Consider the following 22,709-nt stretch of genomic DNA (forward strand, 5'->3'; position numbering starts at 1 on the left):
GCGAGTAACCGTGCGTGCAGGACGCCCCAGCCGCAATCCCCCAGTCGAGGGATAGGGGCCTTCATCGAGACTGGGGAAGCTATTCGCTCTCCTAGCGGGCGTCCGATAATTCAGACGCCGACCTAATGGGCCGTCGGCATGACGATCTGGATCCATGAGGCAAAAGCCGGGTCGGCTTGGCTTGGGCGTTCGGCAGCAGGCGAAGCGCCAGGACAAAGGCGGCGAGCCCGATGATCATCGCGGGCAACGATGCCTCAGGCCCGAAGGCACCGCCAGTCAGGATGTCGCTGGCTCCATGTCTGGGCATGCTCGTCAGAAGGCTGCCATCGCCAGTCATTCCCGACACAGGGGCGCCGAAAATGCCGCCAAGCATCAAATTCCAGCCGGCGTGGATGCCCGCCGACATCCAGATCCTGCCGGTCAGGATATAGAAGCCCGCAAAGAGCAGTCCGGCCTCGATTGCGATGGCGACTGCCGCAAGCGGGGATGAGTGAGGGTTCGAGATGTGCGCAGCTCCGAAGGCCGCCGCTGAGACAATGAGCCCGGCAGGCAATCCAAAGGCCTGCGACAACAGTCGGAAGACGATGAGCCGTGCCAAAAGCTCTTCGATTAAGCCAGTCCCTACCGTCTCGCGAAGATCGTGGGCCCAATCGGTCCATAGAGCAGGCCGTATCTCATAAAGGCCCGTCAGCCAAAGCACCCCGATGGTCAAGCCTATGACGAGACAGCCAGCGATAAAGCCGACGAGATACTCCTGCCAGAAGGCATGCAGTGAGAGCTCAGATGGCCAGCGGCGCTCGACCTTTCGGACGAGCCCAAAATAGGCGCCGTAGGAGAGGAACGTGCAGATGAAGGCCATCGTGACCGTCAGGGTCTAGTTCGGAAACCATAATTTGACGAGCGACTGGAGGCTCAGGATGGCTCCAGTGACGATCAATAGGGCGACCATCCATATAAGGGCGCGCAGCGAGGCCCAAGGACCAGGGTGGAGCGGACCCTTCCTTCCGAGGACGATTCGGCTCTGCCTTCCCCAAATCGCACCAAGCAACTCACCGCGCATGCTGTCTCGCCTCATTGGCCAATGCTCCCATTCACATATTAGCCATGGAGGATGGAAGGCGACCTATCCGTTGTTTTGATACCCACAGGTCAGGACCGTCGGAACGGTTCCTGCCGTGGGCGATGGGGCGGACGGCTATTCCGCCTCATCGGGAGGAACATCGATCGTCGCTCCGGCCTGACGCAGCTGCATGAGAACGCCGTCCTGCCTCAGAAGGCTGGACAGATCGATCATCGCGAAGGTCCGCGATCCGTTCCGATCCAGTGCCTTGAGCAACGAGCCTGTCCAGGTCGCGATGGCCGATTGGCGCCGATGATCGTCCTGCCTCGTCTCCGCAGCGCAATTTACCGGCGAAATGTAGTGCCGGCGAAGGTCTCCGATGTCGCCGACAGCCCAGTCCCTCGCCTGGAGATCGACCATGGCATGCTCGTTCTCGATGCCGGTCATGATGCGGACCAGGCAGCTGATCTGGCTGGATGTGGCCATTCCCGGGAACTCGTCCAGCGTGGGGAGCAGCGAAATCTGACGGATAAACTCGACCGAGACGTGGTTCCTGAGTGCATAGGCCGCCAGCGAGGTACTCAGCGAAGTGTTGGAATAGCCGGTATGATCGCGCCAGTCGGCATTGAGCAGAAGTGCTGCGGCGCCCGGACGAAGGGAGCTATACCGTTCGGCATTCTGGCCCGCCACGACCGCGAGCGTGGCAAGGCGCCTCTCGACTTCAGGACCTACATCGTCGGCGATCGTGCGCTTCTTCGGCTGATGCATCGAAGCGGCGTCAATCGGGGACCAGTCGCGCATCCATATGAGGTTTGCTTCGGGTTCGCTGTTGATGAGCATCAGCCGTGAACGCCTGATCGCCATCTTGACGCGCCAATCCAGCCACTCGACCTTCTGGGGCAAGGGGGCGACGGTCCCGAGAATGGTGATCGCCGAATTTCCCCTCCGTACCCGCCACATGGCGGGCCCCTCCTTACGCCCGACCACGACGATATCAGTGGCCCAATCCGCAGTCGCCGAGTGTGGCGATTGGTCAGGCTCATGCTGTTCCAGCGATGTGGTAACGGTATCGGCGGTCACCGGACCAGCTGCCTCGAGCGATGCCTCCAGGGCTTCGTCATCGCCGCGGTTGGTCCTTGATGGATTCCGGCGTGCCTGCATCAGCGGTTCTGCGGCCTTCTGCGCCGCAGGATGGACATTGCGGATGAAGTCGGACACTGGAGGATCTGCGGGCCCGGCATACAACTGATCGAGATAAACGCGGTCGAAAGCGGTAAATCCATCTGGAACTGGCCGCTCGGGCCGGAAGAGGCGCAAAATGGATTGCACCTCCGGCAGCGCGTCTGTCGTCTGGCCAAGCAGCCGCATAGCGGCATAATCCGCGATCTGTGACGCGGTGCGTCCGTCGATCATCGAGCTGTCGACGATCAGAAGGGCAGCCTGCCTATTTGAGTTTCCAGAGTGTCCGATCAGGCTGGCTTCACCTGCTGCGGCATCCACATCCCGGAATTCGTGGTGCGCTATGCGAATGGATTCGTAATGCCTGCTAGCAGGGGGCGACTCCGAAGTAGGCCCGAGCGACCAGACGATGATCTTGTTCTCGCGGATCGAGGCAAGAGCGCGTTTCGATAAAGCGTCATCGGTCAGCTGCCCATATAAGCCTAGAAACCGTTGCAGGAAGCGCTGATGATCGGATGATATGGCGATTTCGACGTTCGGCGTACAAACCGCCCTATTGACGCCGAGCCCCAGGCGTCTCGTTTCCTCTGCAAAGCGATCTTCAACAGCGGCTGCAAAGGATTTGTCTTCTGCGACCACCTTTAGACAGATCGGCCCTTTAAATCGTGCAATCTTATGACCCAGGGGCCGGGTGATCTTCTCAAGGCTGACGAGGGCAGCCGACTCCCGATCGGGATCTGCGACCGTCTGTGCTTCGGCACAGGTGTAAAGAACCAGGATGCCAGCTGCTACGGATGAAAGTGTGGCGCGGGGCCGATATAGGAATGACGACATTGCCGGTTTCGTTTCTCGATCCATGGGCTGCCAGGCAGCCTGTTTTCCGTTCCCGCGACATCCGTCTGGGCGAAGGCGTCGCCGTTCAACGACGATCGGTTTCCTTCCGGTCCGTCTTGCCAAAGGTCATGCTCTGCAGCACGCCGTCGCGGCGGATCAGGCCATGCATCAGCGCAGCGGCCAGATGCAGCAGGATCAGCAGGAAGAAGGCCACGCCGATCACCGTATGCGCCTGACGCAGCAGCCAGTAGAGCATCAGATCATGCGGCAGGATCGCAGGCAGCGACAGCGATGGGCTCAGCGCCACACGGTAGCCGCCCGCCGACAGCATCCCCCAGCCGATCAGCGGCATGCCGATCATCGCGGCATAGAGCAGCACATGCGATCCCTTGGCGGCCAGCTGCTGCGGCGCGGGCAGATCGGCAGGCAGCGGCGGCGCTCCGGTGGCGAGGCGGATCACCAGCCGCAGCAGCGCCAGCGCCAGGATGCCGATGCCCAGCGGGCGATGCAGCGCCAGCAGGCGGACATAGGCGGGGCCGGTGGTGGCCACCATGGCCACGCCGATAAACAGCATGGCCAGGATCAGCAGGGCCATGGCCCAGTGGATCACGCGCAGCAGCGGGGCGAAATGGGTGCGGGAAGGGCGACTCATTTGTGCATGTCCTGACCGATGGCGCTGGGGCCGGGGTGCTCGCCCGCGCGGCGGGTAAAGCTGGTGGAATAGGTCTTGGATCGCGCGGGCAGCAGCGGATCGTCCGAAATCGCAATGCCGCGCGGCAGGATCGTGGGATCGAAATTGAGATCGCGGCATTGCCCGTTCTCCTCGGGCCTCACCGCCGAGACGGTCAGCACACCGGCATCGACCACGCGGTGCGCCCCGGTCCATTGCACCGTGGCCTTGTCTGTCACATCGCCCGGATTGGCGACCACCAGTTGCAGATGCCAGCGCGATGGGCCTTTCGCCGTGCGCGCCACCATCTCCTGAAACAGCGCGTCGCGCGGCAGGCTGGCCAGCTTGCTCTTGTCGAGATCGGGGCCGGTGCTTTCAGGCACGATCTGCCAGCGCACGAAACGCGTGGTGCCGGCAACATCGGTAAAGCGGAAGGCGTTGATGCTGTAATAGGTCGCGGTGGCGAAGCTGGCGGGCAGCGGGGCCTTCATGATGTAATCCTGAAAGGCCTTGGTTTCGGGATGTTTGGCCAGATAGGGCTTCATTTTGGTGGGATCGGGCTTGCCGGTCTTCGGGTCGGGCGTGCTGGCGATCTGCAGCTCCTGAAAGCTCTGCGGATCGGCAACCGGGAAGATCGGGGTGTGATCCATCGCCATGCGCCATTCCTGCCCGTCGGGCGCGGTCAGGCTCAGGCCGATGGCGTGGAAGACATTGCGACCGTCGCCCGCCAGCGGATTGCCCCCCGCCAGCGAGAAGCGCCCGATCACGGGATAGGTGCCTGGCTGGAACAGGCTGGCGGAGGACAGGGCCGACCCCGCCCCATTGGCCGTAAAGCTGCCCGCAAGGCACAGGCCCTTGGCATGGGCGCGGCGATAACCGGCATGGGGCCCGCCCGCATTGCTCTCCAGCGCATTGGCGATGTCCCCTCCTGACTGGCGATGCGGACCGATCAGCCCGGCAGCCCAGGCGAAGGCGCCGGCGATGGCCAGCACGATGGCGCCGATCAGCGCCATCGGGAGCAAGGGGGGCAGCAGGGTTTTTTGTGATGTGGCTTGTGTCATATCGGCTCCAATCGGTCCGTCACGCATGCACCTTGGGGATCAACTCGACCCGATGGTCGCGACAGGAACAGCTCGTCATGTATCGGTTCGCTGCGGGGCGGCAGAAAGTTGCGTTGGTGATCCATGCCATGGCCTATGGCGCGGCCATCGCTGGACGGCGGTGCCGAGAGAGGGCGAAAGCCATCAGGACCAGCGCAGCGGCGAGAGCCAGCACCGTACCGGTGGCAAAAGCCGCACCCAGCCCGACATGGTCGACCCATTGCCCGCCGATCAGTGCGCCGGCAGCCACGGCCAGCTGGAAGACGGTCACCATCAGCGCCGATCCGCTTTCGAACCGCTCGGGCGCGGCCTGGTGAATCCATATCTGCACGCAGACCGGCAGGGCACCGAAGGCCGCGCCCCAGCTCACCATGCCCAGCACGACAGCCCAGTCATGGCGGGCGCCAAGCCCGACCAGTGCGATCGAGCCTGCCACGGTAAGAGCGACAGCGATGAAACCGGGCAGAAGCCGCGTTGAAGCCAGCCGCTCGCCCGCCCAGGTACCCAGAACGCCGGCGATGCCGTAGGCGGCCAGCAGGGCGGTGAGGGACGCTCCACCTTTCCAGCCCGCCGTGGCGAGCAGCGGCTCGAAATAGGTGTAGGCCGCGAAATGCGCCGCCGCGATCAGCGCCGAGGCGGCATAGCCGGTCCGGGCGGCGGGCAGCGCCAGCAAGGCCAGAAGATCGGCGAAGGACGCCGAACCTTCACCGCGCAGTTTGGGGAGGAGCACGGCCTGCGCGAGCAGGACCAGAACGCCGAGCCCGGCGGCGGCGGAGAAGGCCTCGCGCCATCCGGCCATCTCGCCCACCATGGTTCCAAGCGGCACGCCCGCGACTGTCCCGACGGAGATCCCTCCCAGGATCAGCGCCACCGCACGGTGCCCCTTGTCCGCTTCGACCAGCCTGCGCCCGACCGCTGCGGAGAAGGCCCAGAATCCTCCCAGCGCGAGACCGAGCATCACACGCCCCAGCAGAACCGTGCCAAGGTCGGTGGCGAACGCCACGGTCAGATCGGCCAGGACGATGAGGCCGGTCAGCACCAGCAGCAACCACCGCCGGTCCAGCCGCCCGACGCTGAGGATCAGCGCCGGAGCAGCCAGCGCCGCGACCATGCCGGGGATGGTGACCATCAACCCGGCGTGCCCGGTCGAGACACTCAGGTCTTTCGCCATGGCCCCTAGCAGGCCGATCGGCAGAAACTCGCTGGTGACCATGACGAAGGTGCCGATGGCGATCGCCATCACCGCCAGCCAGCCACGATTGGGATGTGTGTGGGGGAGGGGAGTCGCCATGGTGAAGCGCCCTTCTGAAGGTTTCAAGGCGAAGTCAGCAGAACCACACCGGCTTTGCCGGGACGCTCGACATGGGCGGCGGCCTGCCGCGCGTCGGCCAGGTCGTAGCGTGCCGCCACGGGAAACAGCGAGGGGTGATCCGCCGCCAGTTGCAGGGCGAGTTCGAGATCCTCGATCCGCTGTGCCTTGGGCAGGGAGGCCCAGCTACCCACGGTGACCCCGAAGATGGTGATGTTGCGGGTAGAGAAGAACAGGGCGGGCACCGCAATGGGCTCACCGCTGAGGTCGCCATAGGAAATCAGCGAGCCGCCCGAGGCCAGCAAGGTCACCATCTGACTGGCCAGATCACCGCCCACCGGGTCCAGCACGGCCTTGATGGGACGGTTTGCAGCCACTGCGGTCAGTCGCTCCTGCCAGCCTTCGCTCTGCGTGGAGATCACCGGCAGGCCGGGGACCAGGGCGGAAAGCTCGGCGGCGCCGCTGTCGCTGCGTACCACGCCGATGGCGTCGATGCCCATGCGTCCGAGCGTCGCGATCACCAGCTTGGCCACGGCGGATCCGGCGGCCGTGAGGACCACGACATCGTTGCCAGGCTGGACCCCGGCGCGGATCACGGCGCGGCGCAACAGGGCGGTGGTCAGCGGATTGACGTGAAGCTGGGCGGCGATCTCATCGCTGATGGTATCGGGGATCGCCGTTACGAAATCGGCGGAGACCAGCGCATGCTCGCTCCACGCCGCGCGGCCGGGGAAAAAGGCGACGCGGGTGCCGGGGGCCAGATCGACGCCTTCACCTGCCTCTTCGATCAGGCCGAAGCCCTCGAAGCCCACCCGGTTGCCGCCCTCAGGCACGGAAAGATCGCCGCCGCTGCGATAGCGCCCGGCGATGCCCAGCAGATCGCCGTAATGCACAGGGCGTTGCGTAACGCGGACCAGCACCTCGCCGGGAGCGGGGCGGGCGGGGTCCTCGACATCGACGGTTTCGAGGACCTCGGCGGGGTCGCCATGACGGCGATAGAGAACGGAGCGCATCGGATGTGCCTTTCAATACAGCGTCACAAGGACGACCTGGGTGTCCTCGATCGCGGTGATGGTGAGCTGGGTTTCATGATGGATGGCGGCGCCATCGCGGGGCATCAGTTCCACGCCATTGACGAGGATCTTGCCCGTGGTGGGAACCAGATAGGCCTGTGGACGGAATGCCAGATCATGCGTGATGATCTCGCCCGCGTGCATCGTCGCGCCCAGGACGTCGGCCTCGGCATTGATGGAGAGCGCATCGGCCCGCGACGTGCCACTGGCGAGCGTGACGAAACGCCCGCTCCGGTCCGCCTGGGGAAAGGCGCGATTGGCCCAGCGCGGCGCGCCGCCGGGCGCGCGGGCGGCTAGCCATATCTGGAACAGCCGGGTGGTGGAGGGTTCGGCGTTGTATTCGGAGTGGCGGATGCCGGTGCCCGCACTCATCACCTGAACGTCGCCCGCTTCCGTGCGGCCCTTGTTGCCAAGGCTGTCCTCGTGGGTGATCGCGCCTTCGCGCACGAAGGTGACGATCTCGATGTTCTTGTGTGGATGAAGGGGGAAGCCGCTGTGCGGAGCGATGCTGTCGTCGTTCCACACCTTCAAGGCGCCGATGGGGGCGTGTTCGGGCTTGCCGACCCCCGCGAAGGCGAAATGGTGGCGGGCCAGAAGCCAGCCATGAGCGCCACCATCCAACGTGGCAAAGGGACGATGCTCGATCATGTGAACTTCCTTCGAAATCTCGGAAAAGAGGGCGCCCGGTTGGCGGTTGGGGGGGACGGGAACCGGGCGCCCAGTCGGGTCAGGCTATCGGGATCATGAGGTCTTGCTGCGTTTAGACCTGAGCCTGACCGCCATCCGCGAACAGTTCGGCACCGTTCACGAAGCTGGCATCGTCCGAAGCGAGGAACAGCACGGCCTTGCCGATCTCCTCGGCCTCGCCCACGCGGCCCAGCGGGATGCGCGAGGCGAGGTAGTCGAGCAGGCCCTGCTGCGCCTGTGGATCGTCACCGGCCAGCTCGACCAGACCGGGGGTGCGGGTGGCGCCGGGGCTGACGACGTTCACACGGATGCCGGTCTCCTTGAGATCCAGCGCCCAACTGCGCGCCAGATTGCGCACGGCGGCCTTGGAGGCGGAATAGATGCTGAAGGCGGCGGTGCCCTCGGTGCCGGCCGTCGAACCGGTCAGGATGATCGAGCCGCCCTGGCCCATCAGCGGCAACGCCTTCTGCACGGTGAAGACTACGGCCTTCACATTCCGGTCGAAGGTGTCGTCGACCTGCTCCTCGGTGATCTGACCCAAGGGCAGCATGGTGCCGCCGCCCGCATTGGTGAAGAGCACATCGATGCGCCCGGCCTGCGCCTTGACCTGCTCATAGAGGCTGTCGAGATCGGCCATGCTGGAGCTGTCGGCCTGAATGCCGGTGACGTCGCCACCGATTTCGGCGACCGCCTTGTCGAGCACATCGCGGCGGCGGCCGGTGATGAACACCTTGGCGCCCTGCGCCACGAAGATCTTGGCAGTGGCGAGGCCGATGCCCGAAGTGGCACCGGTGATGACGGCAACCTTGCCGCTGAGACGATTGGACATGAGACTTCTCCTTGAGGGGATAGAGGGATCAGTTGCGGATGGTGCGGAAAGCCTTGCGCAGTTCCTCGGAGAAGAGCTGCGGCTGTTCGAAGGCAGCGAAATGGCCGCCGCGATCAACCTCGTTCCAGTAGAAGAGGTTGGGCCAATGGGCCTGGGCCCAGGCCTTGGGCGCGCGGTAGATTTCATGCGGGAAGATGGTGGCGCTCATGGGCAGTTCGATACGCCCGGCGTCGAAGCCGCCGCCGTTTCGGGCGTTTTCCCAATAGATCCGGGCCGAGGACGCGGCGGTGTCGGTGAACCAGTAGAGCGAGATGTTGTCGAGCATGTGCCCGATGCTCAGCGCGTCTTCGGGATTGCCGTGATTGTCGGTCCAGGCCTGGAATTTCTCATAGATCCATGTCGCCTGACCCACCGGCGAGTCCGCAAGGCCATAGGCAACCGTCTGGGGCCGCGTTGCCTGTTCGACGAAATAGCCGATGAGATCGCTGCCGAAGCGCCCGGCGGCCTCAATGGCGGCCTTTTCCTCGGGCGTGGGGTTGTCGGGCAGCTTGGCGGGGAAGACCAGCGGCCAGTTGACATGTGCGGCCACCAGCCCCTCGGGCCGCACATGGCCCAGCGCATGGGTGACGCCCGAGCCCCAGTCGCCACCCTGAGCCACCCATTTGGTGTAGCCCAGACGCTTCATCAGAACGCCCCAGGCCTGCGCGGTGCGCACCACGTTCCAGCCGGTGCCGGTCGGCTTGTCGGAGAAGCCGAAGCCGGGCTGCGAAGGGATCACCACATGGAAGGCGTCCTCCGCCTTACCGCCATGGGCTTCTGGGTCGGTCAGCGGGCCGATGACATCGAGGAACTCGACGAAGGAGCCCGGCCAGCCGTGGGTCAGGATGATCGGCAGGGCGTTGGCATGCTTGGAGCGGATGTGCAGGAAATGGATGCCAAGGCCGTCGATCTCGGTGCGGAACTGAGGAATGGCATTGATCCGGCGCTCGAAGGCCCGCCAGTCGTAATGGTCGCGCCAATAGGCGATCAGTGCCTGCGTCTTGGCCAGCGGCACGCCCTGCGACCAGTCGGAGCCGGTCTCATGTTCGGGCAGGCGGGTCATGCTCAGGCGCAGCTTGAGATCGTCGATCGCCACCTGCGGCACATTGACGCGGAAAGGTGTGATCGCATCGCTGGCGGCGGGCAGCGCCAGACCCTGTGCGCTGACCTGGGTGGCGATCAGGCCACCGGCTGCGCTGGCCAGGGCGGCGAGCGGGGCCGAAGCGCCAAGCGCGGCGCGGCGGGAGAGGGGGGCGGGGGTTTCGATCATGGAGGTGATCCCATTGCTGAGGTGAACGCCCGTCGCGTTCGGCATGTGAATGGATTTACGGCATGGCGGCGGGCTGGGGGATCAGACGCAGGGGTGAGGCAGCGACATCTAGGTTTCGGCTGGTCATACCCGCGTATGATCATGTGGGTGGTTCAAGGCTTCGGTCGCAACGCTGGCGGTGCATCGTTCGGTGCGATGCCCCTGAGATGGGAGGAGAAAAGGATGCCGATAAGTGCCCGTCTCAGCTATTCTCAATTCACCGTTGTGGACGCCGGAACCATGTGAGCATGACGAAGCAAAACGATCGCAACAGCCGTCAGAGGCTGTGCGATCGCGGGATCATGCTTGCGATCTCGATTGGATTTGCCAGCGCGGTCAAGCGCCCGGTCGGATGGTGCTGGCGAAAATCTCGATGGCCCAATCGGCAAATGCACGCAGCTTCGCGCTCTGTGCGCGGCCAGCCGGATAGACGAGATGGAGCGGGAAAGGCCTTGGCTGAAGCGCCGGAAAAATCTCGACGAGCCTTCCATCGGCAAGATAGGGGCGGGCCACGAACTCGAATGTCTGACCGATTCCGAGCCCCGAAAGCAGGGCGGTCATATGCGCGGTGCTCTCGTTGACGGCGACATTCAGTCGCGGATGCAGCTCGTGAGATTGTCCACCCTCGTTGAAGCGAAGCGGGAAGTTGGTGCCTGTCGAGGCGGAAAAGTATCGCAGAGCCCGGTGTTCTGCGAGAAGGTCGGCGATCGTCACGGGCAGTCCATATCGCTCTACATAGGCCGGGGCAGCACAGGTCACGAAAGCCAGCTCGCCCAGCTTGCGGGCGATCAGCGAGGAATCGCTCAACACGCCACCGCGAATGGCGCAATCGACACCGTCACCGATGAGGTCGACGGAACGGTCGCTCACGCCCAGGACAAGCTCGATGTCGGGAAAGCGGCAGACAAAGTCGGAAAGCCTGGGGATCAGCACCAGATTGGCCAGAGACGACCCGATATCGACCCGCAGACGGCCGGTCGGCCTCGCGGATGGCCCTCTCGCGGCCGTGTCCATGTCGTCCAGGTCGCGGAGAAGCCGGATGGCGTCGCGATAGTAGTCCTGGCCTTCCGGCGTGATCGTCGCGGCTCTGGTGCTGCGCGCAATCAGATGTACGCCCAGATGGGCTTCCAGGTCCTGCAGCAGCTTGCTCACCGTCGAGCGCGGCACGTTGAGCGATGCCGCCGCCTTTGCCAGCGAACCACTTTCCACGATCCGGGTGAAGACCCGCAGGGCAGCGATCTGATCCAAATTTCTCTCCCGATCGGAGCAGCCCGCGCGTGGGCTGCTCCGCTGGACTTGCCCGTCCGAAGGATAGCCGGACAGGCAAGCTGCTTATGCGGTGACCTTGTCGCGGGGGTCGTCGATATGCATCCGCGCCGTGTCGTAGCGCACGCCTTCGCGGTGAAGGATGCGGACGTTCTGGACGACGGTCGCCAGGGCAGCGAGGAAGGTGTCGGCGTTTTCGTGGGCCTCATAGGCATCGAAATCGGCCCAACCTTCGGTCAGATGGAAGGTGTTGGGGTCGATCAGGTCCTGCGCGAAGGCGTAGTAAATGCAGCCGGGCATCTTGCGGGTCGCCGTCATTTCCGGGATCACCGCGTTGATGAACGTCTGCCGGTCCTCGGGATGAACGCGGTAATATGCGCTTACGGTCACTTCCGTGGGCAGGTTCTTGTCATGGTCAGCCATCTTATCTTCCCTTTCTTTGGATGGTCGTCGTCGCGGGGATCTGGGAGGCTGGAGGGAAGACCAGCTCCATCTGCGACCCCCAAGGCGTCAGGAAATAGAACCACCGGCTGCCGTCGGGCAGCGCGATGGGATCGTTCAGGATCGTGAGGCCACGGGCCTTGAGGACCGCGATGCTGCGGTCGATATCCTGCGCTTTCAGCGCGATATGCGTCGCCCCGGCATCGTCCTGATGCGGGTGGTCGTGCGAGCCTTCCGGCGTATCGTACTCGAAAAGCTCGATCTTCGCGCCGCCGGGTATGGCGATCATCACCAGCCGCGCCAGCCGTGCCGAAGCATGCCAGCGGAAGCGCCGCTTCCACTCCGCACCGGCCTCTGCCGGACGGATGTCGGAGACGACCGTGGCACCCAGCAGCTCGCGATAGAAGGCGATCGCCGCCTCGGCATCGGGAACATTGATGCCGACATGGTCGATGCCGGAGGTCTGCAGTTGCGTGGGCGGTACGGGCTCGGCCGAGACGGCCTGATGGCCGGGCAGGGTCATGGCTGCGGCAGCGATCAGAGCGCTTCCCCTTCTGCGGCGCAGGACATGCCTGGACGGGGCCGAAGGACGGCGAGAGACCGGCTGGGTCGTCACAGCAGCTTCGTCCTCGCCAGCCGCATCTCCTGCACGAAGATCTCGGGTTGCTCGAAGGCCGCGAAATGACCGCCTTTGGGCACCTCGTTCCAGTAGGCGAGCTTTGAGTACATCCTGTCGCCCCAGATCTTCAGGGCGCGGAACAGTTCGCCGGGGAAGACTGTGACGCCCACGGGGATGTCCAGCTTTTGCGGCGAGAAATCCGAGAAGAAGCTCTCGGCATAGAGCCGGGCCGAGGAGGCAGCCGTCTCGGTCAGCCAGTAGAGCATGATGTTGTCGAGCATCTCGTCTCGCGTCAGCTCGTCCTCGGGCCGATGCTTGGTGTCGGTCCACTCGCCGAACTTTTCGTAGATCCAGGCAGCCTGACCCACGGGGCTATCCGTCAGCGCATAGCCGATGGTCTGGGGGCGCGTGGCCATCAGCTTGGCATAGGCCGACTTGTCGTTGTTGAAAGCGACCAGCTGAGCGATCGAGGCCTCTTCCTCGGGGGTGGGTTTGCCCTCGATGGGAGGCGGGAAGAAAATCGGCAGGTTGAGGTGCACGCCCGACAGGCCGGGCGCATGCTGCTTGGCCATCCAGGTGGTGACGCCTGCGCCCCAGTCGCCGCCCTGCGCCAGATAATGGGAGTAGCCAAGGCGCGTCATCAGCGTGGCCCATGCCTTGGCGATGCGCTGCAGGCCCCAGCCTTTTTCCGTGGGCTTGTCGGAAAAGCCAAAGCCGGGGAGCGAGGGGATGACGACATGGAAGGCGTCCTCCGCGTTGCCGCCGTGCGCCTCGGGATCGGTCAGAGGTCCGATGATCTTGAGGAACTCGACCACCGAGCCCGGCCAGCCATGCGTGAGGATGATCGGCGTGGCATTGGCATGCTTCGAGCGGACATGGATGAAATGGATCCCCAGCCCATCGATCCTTGTGCGGAACTGTGGGAAGGCATTCATGCGGCGGGCGAGCCGGGTCATGTCGTAATGGTCACGCCAGTAGGCGGTGAAGTCCTGCATGGTGGCCAGCGGCACGCCTTGCGACCAGTCGTCGACCGTCTCCTTCTCGGGCCAGCGGGTCAGCGCAAGGCGCTGACGCAGCCGCGAGATGGCGGTGGGGTCGATGACGACCCGGAAGGGAACGATCGCGTCGGTGGCGGGTGGCAGGGTAAAATGGTCCGGGGACCTGGGCGTCGCCGCGGCGGCCGGCGCGCCGGACAGGGCCAGTGCGCCGGCGCCCACCGCGATTTCCCCCGGCGAGCAGGGAGCGGCGGCTGGTTTCGCCCGGTTGCGTTCGATTAAGGACCTTGTCCATGGCGTGTCTCCGAAAGGAAGTTGAGGCTGGGGGAGGAGGATGAAAGGCAAATAGGAGGTGGCTGGCGAACGGGTATCCGTCCGTCATTGGTTTCAGAATCCATGGGGATGGACGGTGGGCCCGGATCTGCGCGCGCCGAAATACCGGCTCCGGCGAAAGGGGGGGCGTCGCGAGCCGCCTGCGCAGGTGCGACAACGAGTCCAGCAGCCACTCGGCTTCCGGACCCGACAACCGGAACACCAGCGTCGCCAGCAGGATGATGGCGCCTGGAAGGGAAATATGCCGTAAGCTGCCCATGAGCCCTATCCTCGAAAAAGATCGCCGATCTCTTGAGGGGGCTTTTCGCTCATGCAGGTCTCGAAAGGTATTCTACGCGCGGATCCGGGGTGCATACCTTCGTATGAACGGCGCAACCCGGGTCGGCTGTCTAAGCCGATTGCCGTCCGGAGGGGGCCAGGCTGATGCGAAACCGCGCTCCGCCGCCGGGCAGGCTGTCGGCCGTGATGGTTCCCTCGTGAGCCTCGATGATCGTCCTGGATACCGACAGGCCGATGCCCATGCCGGTCGCCTTGGTGGTGTAGAAGGCGTTGAAGAGCTGACTGGCCTGCTCGTCGCTGAAGCCGGGGCCGGTATCGGAAACCTCGATGACGACCCGGCCATCTTCATGCCACGCCCGCACATCGATGATCCTCAGTGCGGAACCGTGCCCGGCCATGGCTTGCGCGGCGTTCACCAGGAGATTGATGATGACCTGCTGCAACTGGATCCGGTCTACATGGATCAGTGGAAGCCCTTCGGCGAGATCGATGCGCAGCCGCGCGCCGAGGCCGGAAATCTGGCGTTCGACGATGGCGACCGCTTCGGCGACCATGGGGCCGCAGGCGATGGTCGCGCGTTCGCTCGCGCTTTTTGTCGCCAATTGCCGGGTGCGGCTGATGATCTGGGCGGCGCGCGTCCCTTCCGCGATCATCCGTTCGATGGCCTCGCCTGCCTCTCCCAGATCCGGGATGGGGCGGCGAAGCCAGCGCTGCGCGGCATTGCCGTTGGTGACGATGGCGGCCAGCGGCTGATTGACCTCATGTGCGATCGAAGCGGTGAGTTCACCCAAAGTGGCGACACGCGCGGCATGGGCCAGCTCCGCATGGGCCTGGGCAAGCGCCTCCTCGCGCGCGACGCGTTCGCTGATGTCCATGATGGCGAAGGTGCCTGCCGGGCGGGTGAGGGCCTGACGGGGGAAGGCCGTGCTGATGTGGACGGGAAGCAGGCTGCCGTCGGCGCGGCGCATCAGCGTCTCGCCTTCGAAACCGTCCTTCCCCGAGAGATAGGCGACCAGATTGTCGAGCATATGCTGCTCGCAGGCAGGCGGGCACCAGTGGCCGAAAGGCGTGGCGAGCGCCTTTTCACGGGTGACGCCGAACATGTGTTCGGCCCGGCTGTTGAGATCGAGGACTGTGCAGCGATCGAGCGCATCGCGCGAGAATTCGGGATGGGCTCGTAGCCATGTGATCGGGTCCTGCGTGCCAACCGCGTCGACGAAGCTTGCATGCATGTCGGAAAGGTCGATCTCCCAGAAGGCGACGACGGTGGCCTCGAAGATGCGGTGATAGCGATGGAGTTGAGGGGCCAGATCGACCACGAGGACGAAGAAGCCTTCGAAGCCTTCCGAGCCCATGCGAGGCACATAGCGGACTGAAGCCTCCCGGCGTGTCCCGTCCCGATGGGGGACCGTATTCTCGAAGGCGACCGTTTCACCGGCTGCGACCAGATCCAGCCAGCGCGCTCGCGCCACATAGGCCTCTGGCCCCACGAATTCGCGCATGTGGAGGCCGACAAGGTCTTCGGGCGCGCGGCCATACCACTGCCGGTGATGTTCGTTGGCGAAGCGGCAGATGTGATCCGCATCGAAGAAGGACATCAGCGCGGGCACGGCATCGACACTGGCGTGCCGCAGCTCATCAATCATGCGAACACAGGCTCCCACCGACTTGCTGGCGACTATCCATGTTCCGCCCGATCAGGGGTTGTCTAGTCCCGGGAGCAGACTTTGTAGCCCTATCCCTGCGTATGCTTGCGCGTCGGGTGCTTCGCGATCAGACACTTGCGCGAATATGGATGGCCGAGACGGGGCGGATTGACGTTTCCGCGGCCTTGATGGACAAATGAGCACATGGGACCACTGGCGCAAACGAACGAAACGCAGGCACCCGCGATCCACGTGATCGACGACGATGCCGCCTTGCGTGCCGCGCTTGACAGCCTGTTCCGCTCGGTCGGCTATGAAACCCATTGCTATGGATCGACCGCCGAATTCATGAACTCCGGGCGCGCGGGCGAGGCTGGCTGCCTTGTGCTCGATATTCGCCTGCCCGGTACCAACGGGCTCGATTTCCAGGCACAGCTGGCCAGATCGGAGATGGACATGCCGATCGTGCTGATGACCGGCCATGGGGATATTCCCATGACGGTGCGGGGCATGAAGGCCGGAGCCGTGGATTTCCTGCCCAAGCCGTTCCGCGAGCAGGACATGCTCGATGCCGTCGCGCTGGCGCTGGAAAAGGACGCCAGTCGGCGTGCAGGCCGTCAAAAGGGCGTCGCGCTGCGCGAGCGCCTTGCCACTTTGACCGCCCGAGAAAGGCAGGTGATGGATCTGGTCGTCACCGGGAAGATGAACAAGCAGATCGCCTATGATCTCGATCTTTCGGAGATCACGGTCAAGATCCATCGCGGAAACGCCATGCGCAAGATGGGGGCGAAGAATCTGGCGGAATTCGTCAAGATCGCCGAGGCTCTGGCGGCTCCGGGTTGATCCGATAGCGACGAGCATCGGACATCCGCAGAGCCACCGGTGCGTCAGAACGGGTCGAGATAGACATGCATGCTGTGGATGCGCTGATTCTTGAACATGGCGATATCGGTACCCGAAACGGCGGTCCGGCCGTCCTCGCTGCCGGCCTGCCAGCGTAGCATGGCGCTGCCGTGATTGGCGATGGCCTCGCCTGCCGGCATGAAGCGGATGTCCTCAGGCAGGCGCGCCTGTACGGCACCGACATTATCGGAAATCGCCTTCAGGCCGAAATGGACGGTGTCCGCTTCGAACATCACCGCATCCTCGGCCCAGAACTCGGCCATGGCTTCGAGCCGACGCGCGGCGTTGCGTTCGTTGAAGACGCGGTTGAGATTGCCGAGGAGAATGGCGCCAAAGGCGGGCTCGGAACCATTGAGTTGCTGCATGTCTCGCTTCCCTTCTGTTCGGATGGAACGCCGATGGGCGGGGACTTCGCCCATCGGCGCAGGATTAGCGCTGGCTGGATTACTCCTGGATGAAGGCCAGGAGGTCGGCGTTGAAGGCATCAGGCGTGGACTGGGCCAGTCCGTGGCTGCCGCCCGGATAGACCTTGAGCGTGGCGCCGGGCACCAGCTTCGCCGTGAGCTGCGCCGAGGCCGCGATCGGCACGATCTGGTCGTCGTCGCCATGGACGACCAGCGTGGGCACGTCGATCTTATTCAGATCTTCGGTGAAATCGGTCTCGGAGAATTCGCGGATGCAGTCATAGGCGCCCTTGATGCCAGCCTGCAGGCCAAGGCGCTGGAAACCGTCGCGCAGGCCCTGGCTCACTGCCACGCCATCGCGGTTGAAGTTGTAGAAGGGCGTGGCCAGATCCATGAAGAACTGGGCGCGATCGGCCAGCGTGCCCGCGCGGATGCCGTCGAAGGCCTCCATCGGCGTGCCGGCAGGGTTGGTCTCGCTCTTCAGCATGATCGGCGGCACCGCGCCGAGCAGCACCGCCTTGGCGACGCGACCGGTGCCATGGCGGCCGATATAGCGGGCGACCTCGCCGCCGCCGGTCGAATGGCCGACCAGAACCGCATCCTTGAGGTCGAGATGGTCGATCAGTTCGGCCAGGTCGTCGGCGAACTGGTCCATCGTGTTGCCGCCCCAGGTCTGGTCGCTGCGACCGTGGCTGCGGCGGTCATGCGCGATGACGCGATAGCCGCGCTGACCCAGGAACATCATCTGATTGTCCCAGGCATCGCCCGAAAGCGGCCAGCCATGCGAGAAGACCACCGGCTGGCCCGAACCCCAGTCCTTGTAGAAGATGTTCGTGTCGTCCTTGACCGTGAAATAGCTCATCTGCGCCTCCATCCGTGGAAGTGATTGGATGGCCCGAATCTACCGGGTTCGGCGGTATTGCGCTGCTGTCCGCTTGTCTGCTGTTCTCATACATAGGTTTAGGGAGAAACATGCGGCGGAACCCTCATCACACTCGCGTATAATTCCCCTGCGACCCGCCGACCTTTAGGAGAAGAGGACGGGCATTCTCCCCGCAATGACAGACAGGTCCTTTCCTTGAATACCCAGCCTATCTCAAAGCCTATCGTAGCCATCGTCGATGACGAGGACGGCATCCGTGCCGGGCTCTCGACGTTGATGCGCTCGATCGACGTCAAGCCTGAGGCGTTCGCATCGGCCGACGCCTTTCTCGAAGCCGATCTTGCCCGCTATGTGTGCGTCCTCAGCGACATACAGATGCCAGGGCGCTCCGGCATCGATCTGCTGGCGCATGTCGGAAAGAACCGTCCGGAATTGCCGGTGATCCTGATGACGGCATTCCCCGACGAGCGGGTGCGCGAGCAGGCTAGGGCCGGTGGGGCGTACCGCTTTCTGGCCAAACCCTGCGATCCCGACATGATCGTGGATCTGATCGAGGGCCTGATGTCATCCGGCGAGGTTTAGCCGTTCTACCGACGACGGAGCCGACAGGAGCAGTTTCATGTCTTCAAGGGCTCACCCCATCCCGAGGCGGGCAGGCGATTTCTCTCGCCTGCGATGGCTTGCCTCATGGTTGATCGCGGCGCTCATCTTCGCGGTGGACACGTTCACGCCTTGGCAAAGCGCCGTCGCGGTCCTCTATATTCTGGTTCCCGTCGTTGCGGACGATGGAGTCGGCTACCGTCGCATCCTGAGCTTCGGCATGGCAGGCGCGATCCTGTCCATATCGAGCTTCCTGCTGACGCATGCCATGAATGGCGAAGCGGGATCTGAACTGCGTCTTCTCTTCAGTCTGGCCATTCTGGGCGTCACAATCTCGCTGCTCTTGCGCAATCGCGGGATGCAGCAGGCATTCCAGGATCAGGATGTTCGCTATCGCACGATCTTCGATACGCTGGCCGTTGCGATCTGGGAGCATGATTTCCGGGTTTTGCAGCAGGAGCTTGCGAGACTGCGCTTGGCCGGTGTTCTGGATCTCAGAGAGCATTTTCATCGCCACCCCGAGGTGGTGACCCGCCTAAGGGGGCTGGTCCCGATCGCCAATGCCAACTGCAGCGCATTCAAGCTGCTGCAGGTGCCGGAGGGTGAGCCGTTCTTCACCCGTCTGTCCCAGATCCTGCCCGAGGGCGACGAAAGCTTCATCGAAGGCATGATCGTTCTCGATGGCGGAGGCGGGATCTTCGAGACCGAAGCGCGCCTGCGCAACTGGCACGGTGAACCGGTCGATGTCTTCGTGGCGTTGACCTTTCCGCGCGGCGCCGGGCTTGGCCGCATCAGCGGCAGCGTTACCGATATGACCGAACGCAAGCGCCTCCAGGACGATATCGAGCGAACGAGATCGGAATTGGACAGAGCCTTTCGCGCTGCGACGGTGGGACAGATGTCCGCATCAATCGCCCATGAGGTCAGCCAGCCGGTGACGGCTGTCAGAACCAGCATGGAGGCGGCCCGGCGCTGGCTCGATCGCCCGGAACCCGAGATAGGCGAGGCTCTGGCAGCGATCGGTCAGGCGGCGCGCGATGCGGAGAATGCCGGCGAGGTGGTCAACCGGGTGCGACAGCTGGTCAGCCGCGCGATGCCGGAACAGCTTCCTTTGGAGATCGACGCGCTGGTCGAGGCGATTGCCGGCCCTGCAGGGCGGCAGTTTCCGCGGGCGCATCTGCTGGTCCATCCGGGCGCGGGGGACGCACAGGTCGCGGGTGACCGCATCCTGCTTCAGCAACTGCTGGTCAATCTGATCGGCAATGCTGTCGAGGCCTGCGTAGAGAGCGGCAACGAGGCGAGGATCGTGATTGAGACCGCCGCGACCGAGATGGAATGCTCCATCGTGGTCAACGATCTTGGGCGAGGCATGGCCGGCGAGACCGCGATGCGGGCTTTCGAGCCGTTTTTCACGACACGTCCCGGAGCGCTCGGGCTTGGGCTGACCATCTGCCGATCCATCGTCGAGGCTCATCACGGCACGATCGCGTTCGCAGGGGCTGGGCACGATGTTGGGACGCGTGTCGTGGTCGTTCTTCCGCGTAGGGCGTGATCTCCGCCCCCCGATGCTGAGTGGCGTTAGCCCCACTCTCCGAGGTCCATAAATCATTTCAAGTCAATGAAATGGTGGGTGGTTGTGACCATACCGGCGTATAGGCATTCCTGCTGGAAGTGTAGCAGCTTCATGAGTGCGTATGATGGCTGAAAGTCCTTCGCTTCGGCAGGTTCGATGCATCCGGACCGACGAGGTCGGCCAGTTGAAGGACAAGACAATGCGCAAGATGTTCAAGATGTTCGGTGCTGCTGCCCTGGCGGGCGTTTCGCTCTCCGCCGCCACCGCCATGGCCGCCGAGCCGGTGCTCGATCCCGGCGTGCAGCATTTCATCGACGTGCTCAAGGGCGCCAAGCCGATCTACACCGTCACGCCCGATCAGGCCCGTCAGGTGCTGGAAGGCGCTCAGGCCGGAGCCATCGAGGCGCCCGCCGTCACCAATGAGGCCCGCACCTTGCCCGTCGGTCCCAAGGGCAGCACGAAGATCCGCGTGATCCGCCCGGCGGGCGTCAGCGGCACGCTGCCGATCATCGTGTACTACCATGGCGCGGGCTGGGTGATGGGCAGCCCCGCCACCCATGACCGGCTGGTGCGCGAACTGGCGGTGGGCGTCAATGCCGTTCTGATCTTCGTCGATTACGACCGCTCGCCCGAGAACCGCTACCCCGTCGCCATCGAGGAGGATTACGCCACCACCGCCTATGTGGCGGAGCATGCTGCCGAATTCGGCGGTGATCCGGCGCGTATCGCCATCGCGGGCGACAGCGTGGGCGGCAATATGGCCGCTGTCGTCAGCCTGATGGCCAAGGAGCGCAAAGGACCCACCTTCAAGGCGCAGCTGCTGTTCTATCCCGTTACGGATGCCGGCATGGCCACCCCCTCCTACACACAATTCGCCAACGGGCCCTGGCTGACCAAGCCCGCCATGGCGTGGTTCTGGAACGCCTATCTGCCCGACGTCGCCAAGCGCGCGGACATCCATGTCTCGCCGATCAACGCCAGCCTTGAGCAGCTGCGCGATCTGCCCCCCGCGCTGGTCATCACCGACGAGAATGACGTGCTGCGCGACGAGGGCGAGGCCTATGGCCGCAAGCTGACGGCGGCGGGCGTGCCCACTGTGGTTACCCGCTACGATGGCACGATCCACGACTTCGTGATGCTCAATGCAGTGAGCGCCACCCCGCAGACCCGCGCCGCCATGGTCCAGGCCATCGCCTTCCTGCGTGAAAAGCTGCGCTAAAGCGGGGTAGGGCAAGGGCGCGAGGCTGCCGGTCGGCACGCACGCCCTTGGCCTCTGACGTGATCTGGAGCGTTGAATGCCTGCGGGCCGGAAAGCGGCTCGCAGGCATATTCGCAGCTGGACATAGAGACTGACGCTCACATGCAGGGCGGTGGACGCGAGTTGAGCGAGCTGACCTGACCTGTGCGGTGGCGTTGGTGCTGATCCCACGTCCACCCGGTAGCTCTGACCGGCACGACCGATCCATAGGCGTTGCCACGTGACAGCCACGGCATCTTCGTAGGGCTATGCTAGGATCGTGGTTCCGATCGCGGGACGCCAGACTTTCGGCAGGACCATGGTGCGAGCGATGGTCCGCCGACAGTCGCCGAGCACGCAGGGCCCGCCAATCTCGGTGAGTGGGCCGGAAATCACGGCGCTGAAAGCCGGGCTGCATATTCCATGTGCGAGAGCTGACGGAACGCGGGAGGGCAACTTCAGCCAATGCCTGAAACTGCCTCGCTCATGATTTCGTCGGAGGCTTATCCGAGGTGATGAACGCCGACACAAGCGACTTGATCGCATATAGGCAAAGGCCGGGGTGACTGCATCCGAGTCACTCCGGCCTTTCGTGTCGGCTATGGAACGAGGCGGGGATATCACGGCGGGGGGAAGCACCGTGATGCCCCGGACCTCTTGCCTGCCGTCCCTGATTGGGCGATGGATGACGGGCAATCCTTCGGATCAGCCGAAGAGCTTGATCGCCGTTTTGGCCACCAGCTCGCCCTGATGGCGCGCACCTTCCAGTTCGATGGCACTGGGCTGGCGGCTGCCGTCGCCGCCCGCGATGGTGGTGGCGCCATAGGGCGACCCTCCGGTGATTTCCTCCAGCGTCATCTGGCCCTGGTGGCTGTAGGGCAGGCCCACGATGGTCATGCCGAAATGCAGCAGATTGGTGATGATCGAGAAGAGCGTCACTTCCTGACCTCCATGCTGCGTGCCGGTGGAAGTGAAGGCCGCGCCCACCTTGCCGTTCAGCGCGCCGCGCATCCACAGGCCTCCGGCCTGATCGAGGAAGGCCGCCATCTGCGAGGACATGCGGCCAAAACGCGTGCCAGTGCCCACGATGATGGCGTCATAATCAGCCAGTTCGGCGATCGTGGCGACAGGGGCGCCCTGCTCCAGCTTGAAATGGGCGCCCTTGGCGATCTCCTCGGGAACGGTTTCGGGCACGCGCTTGATGTCGACCTGTGCGCCTGCCTCGCGGGCGCCTTGGGCGATGGCCCCGGCCATCGTCTCGATATGGCCGTAGCTTGAATAATAGAGCACCAGAACTTTTGCCATGGGATCATCCTTTCAAGAAAATCTCGCCCCTTGATGGCAGAGCGGGCGGGACACGCCATTCTACCACCAGCTGAGACGATCATGCGCAGGTATGATGGACTTGGCATTGTCGATGCCGGATCAGGCCGGGGCGTCG

General features: G+C 64.1%; 21 protein-coding genes. 4 read left to right on the plus strand and 17 right to left on the minus strand.

Annotated features, from left to right (window positions below; translation table 11 throughout):
• Positions 1 to 91: 91 nt before the first annotated feature.
• From ABDW49_RS22235 to ABDW49_RS22300, 14 genes are all read right to left on the minus strand, one after another.
• Complete coding sequence (locus ABDW49_RS22235; RefSeq protein WP_343615338.1) at positions 92 to 859, minus strand: type II CAAX endopeptidase family protein; 768 nt, start codon at positions 857 to 859, stop codon at positions 92 to 94.
• Positions 860 to 1,195: 336 nt separating this feature from the next.
• Positions 1,196 to 3,097, minus strand: a complete 1,902-nt coding sequence (locus ABDW49_RS22240; RefSeq protein ID WP_343615340.1) for a TraB/GumN family protein — start codon at positions 3,095 to 3,097, stop codon at positions 1,196 to 1,198.
• Positions 3,098 to 3,158: 61 nt separating this feature from the next.
• Positions 3,159 to 3,725, minus strand: a complete 567-nt coding sequence (locus tag ABDW49_RS22245) for a cytochrome b/b6 domain-containing protein (RefSeq protein ID WP_343615342.1) — start codon at positions 3,723 to 3,725, stop codon at positions 3,159 to 3,161.
• The gene (locus tag ABDW49_RS22250) at positions 3,722 to 4,804 is read right to left on the minus strand and encodes a catalase family peroxidase (protein WP_343615344.1); all 1,083 of its coding nucleotides are present in this window, start codon (positions 4,802 to 4,804) and stop codon (positions 3,722 to 3,724) included. Before ABDW49_RS22250 ends, ABDW49_RS22245 begins: the two co-directional genes overlap by 4 nt.
• Positions 4,805 to 4,937: 133 nt before the next feature.
• Positions 4,938 to 6,134 (minus strand): MFS transporter, encoded by a 1,197-nt coding sequence (locus tag ABDW49_RS22255; protein WP_343615345.1) that lies wholly within the window; start codon positions 6,132 to 6,134, stop codon positions 4,938 to 4,940.
• A gap of 23 nt (positions 6,135 to 6,157) precedes the next feature.
• On the minus strand, positions 6,158 to 7,165 hold the full coding sequence (locus ABDW49_RS22260) for a zinc-binding dehydrogenase (RefSeq protein ID WP_343615347.1): 1,008 nt from the start codon (positions 7,163 to 7,165) through the stop codon (positions 6,158 to 6,160).
• Positions 7,166 to 7,177: 12 nt separating this feature from the next.
• Positions 7,178 to 7,873 (minus strand): pirin family protein, encoded by a 696-nt coding sequence (locus ABDW49_RS22265; RefSeq protein ID WP_343615349.1) that lies wholly within the window; start codon positions 7,871 to 7,873, stop codon positions 7,178 to 7,180.
• Positions 7,874 to 7,985: 112 nt separating this feature from the next.
• On the minus strand, positions 7,986 to 8,741 hold the full coding sequence (locus ABDW49_RS22270; protein WP_343615350.1) for an SDR family oxidoreductase: 756 nt from the start codon (positions 8,739 to 8,741) through the stop codon (positions 7,986 to 7,988).
• Between the two features lie 28 nt (positions 8,742 to 8,769).
• On the minus strand, positions 8,770 to 10,050 hold the full coding sequence (locus ABDW49_RS22275; RefSeq protein ID WP_343615351.1) for an epoxide hydrolase: 1,281 nt from the start codon (positions 10,048 to 10,050) through the stop codon (positions 8,770 to 8,772).
• 375 nt (positions 10,051 to 10,425) lie between these two features.
• Entirely contained in the window at positions 10,426 to 11,337 is a 912-nt protein-coding gene (locus ABDW49_RS22280; protein WP_343615353.1) for a LysR family transcriptional regulator, read from the minus strand.
• Between the two features lie 84 nt (positions 11,338 to 11,421).
• Entirely contained in the window at positions 11,422 to 11,778 is a 357-nt protein-coding gene (locus ABDW49_RS22285) for an antibiotic biosynthesis monooxygenase family protein (RefSeq protein ID WP_343615355.1), read from the minus strand.
• Position 11,779: 1 nt separating this feature from the next.
• Positions 11,780 to 12,319 (minus strand): VOC family protein, encoded by a 540-nt coding sequence (locus ABDW49_RS22290; RefSeq protein ID WP_343615357.1) that lies wholly within the window; start codon positions 12,317 to 12,319, stop codon positions 11,780 to 11,782.
• Between the two features lie 89 nt (positions 12,320 to 12,408).
• Complete coding sequence (locus ABDW49_RS22295) at positions 12,409 to 13,632, minus strand: epoxide hydrolase family protein (RefSeq protein WP_343615359.1); 1,224 nt, start codon at positions 13,630 to 13,632, stop codon at positions 12,409 to 12,411.
• 500 nt (positions 13,633 to 14,132) lie between these two features.
• Positions 14,133 to 15,668 (minus strand): ATP-binding protein, encoded by a 1,536-nt coding sequence (locus ABDW49_RS22300; RefSeq protein WP_343615360.1) that lies wholly within the window; start codon positions 15,666 to 15,668, stop codon positions 14,133 to 14,135.
• A gap of 252 nt (positions 15,669 to 15,920) precedes the next feature.
• Between ABDW49_RS22300 and ABDW49_RS22305 the strand changes: the two genes are divergently transcribed.
• Entirely contained in the window at positions 15,921 to 16,511 is a 591-nt protein-coding gene (locus tag ABDW49_RS22305) for a response regulator (protein ID WP_343615361.1), read from the plus strand.
• Positions 16,512 to 16,555: 44 nt separating this feature from the next.
• Here ABDW49_RS22305 and ABDW49_RS22310 read toward each other — a convergent pair whose 3' ends face one another.
• A complete protein-coding gene (locus ABDW49_RS22310; RefSeq protein ID WP_343615363.1) occupies positions 16,556 to 16,936 on the minus strand; it encodes a nuclear transport factor 2 family protein in 381 nt (126 codons plus the stop codon).
• A 79-nt stretch (positions 16,937 to 17,015) separates the two neighbouring features.
• The gene (locus tag ABDW49_RS22315) at positions 17,016 to 17,837 is read right to left on the minus strand and encodes an alpha/beta hydrolase (RefSeq protein ID WP_343615364.1); all 822 of its coding nucleotides are present in this window, start codon (positions 17,835 to 17,837) and stop codon (positions 17,016 to 17,018) included.
• 216 nt (positions 17,838 to 18,053) lie between these two features.
• Here ABDW49_RS22315 and ABDW49_RS22320 point away from each other — a divergent pair, with 216 nt between their 5' ends.
• From ABDW49_RS22320 to ABDW49_RS22330, 3 genes are all read left to right on the plus strand, one after another.
• The gene (locus ABDW49_RS22320; protein WP_343615365.1) at positions 18,054 to 18,440 is read left to right on the plus strand and encodes a response regulator; all 387 of its coding nucleotides are present in this window, start codon (positions 18,054 to 18,056) and stop codon (positions 18,438 to 18,440) included.
• Positions 18,441 to 18,549: 109 nt separating this feature from the next.
• Positions 18,550 to 20,010 carry an ATP-binding protein gene (locus tag ABDW49_RS22325; protein WP_343615366.1) on the plus strand — a complete coding sequence of 487 codons (1,461 nt, stop codon included), beginning with the start codon at positions 18,550 to 18,552 and terminating at the stop codon, positions 20,008 to 20,010.
• Positions 20,011 to 20,230: 220 nt separating this feature from the next.
• Positions 20,231 to 21,250 carry an alpha/beta hydrolase gene (locus tag ABDW49_RS22330; protein WP_343615367.1) on the plus strand — a complete coding sequence of 340 codons (1,020 nt, stop codon included), beginning with the start codon at positions 20,231 to 20,233 and terminating at the stop codon, positions 21,248 to 21,250.
• A gap of 723 nt (positions 21,251 to 21,973) precedes the next feature.
• Here ABDW49_RS22330 and wrbA read toward each other — a convergent pair.
• Positions 21,974 to 22,573 (minus strand): NAD(P)H:quinone oxidoreductase, encoded by a 600-nt coding sequence (wrbA, locus tag ABDW49_RS22335; protein ID WP_343615368.1) that lies wholly within the window; start codon positions 22,571 to 22,573, stop codon positions 21,974 to 21,976.
• Positions 22,574 to 22,709 lie beyond the last annotated feature (136 nt).

Origin of the sequence: Novosphingobium sp. (assembly GCF_039595395.1) — a bacterium.
Classification (GTDB): domain Bacteria; phylum Pseudomonadota; class Alphaproteobacteria; order Sphingomonadales; family Sphingomonadaceae; genus Novosphingobium.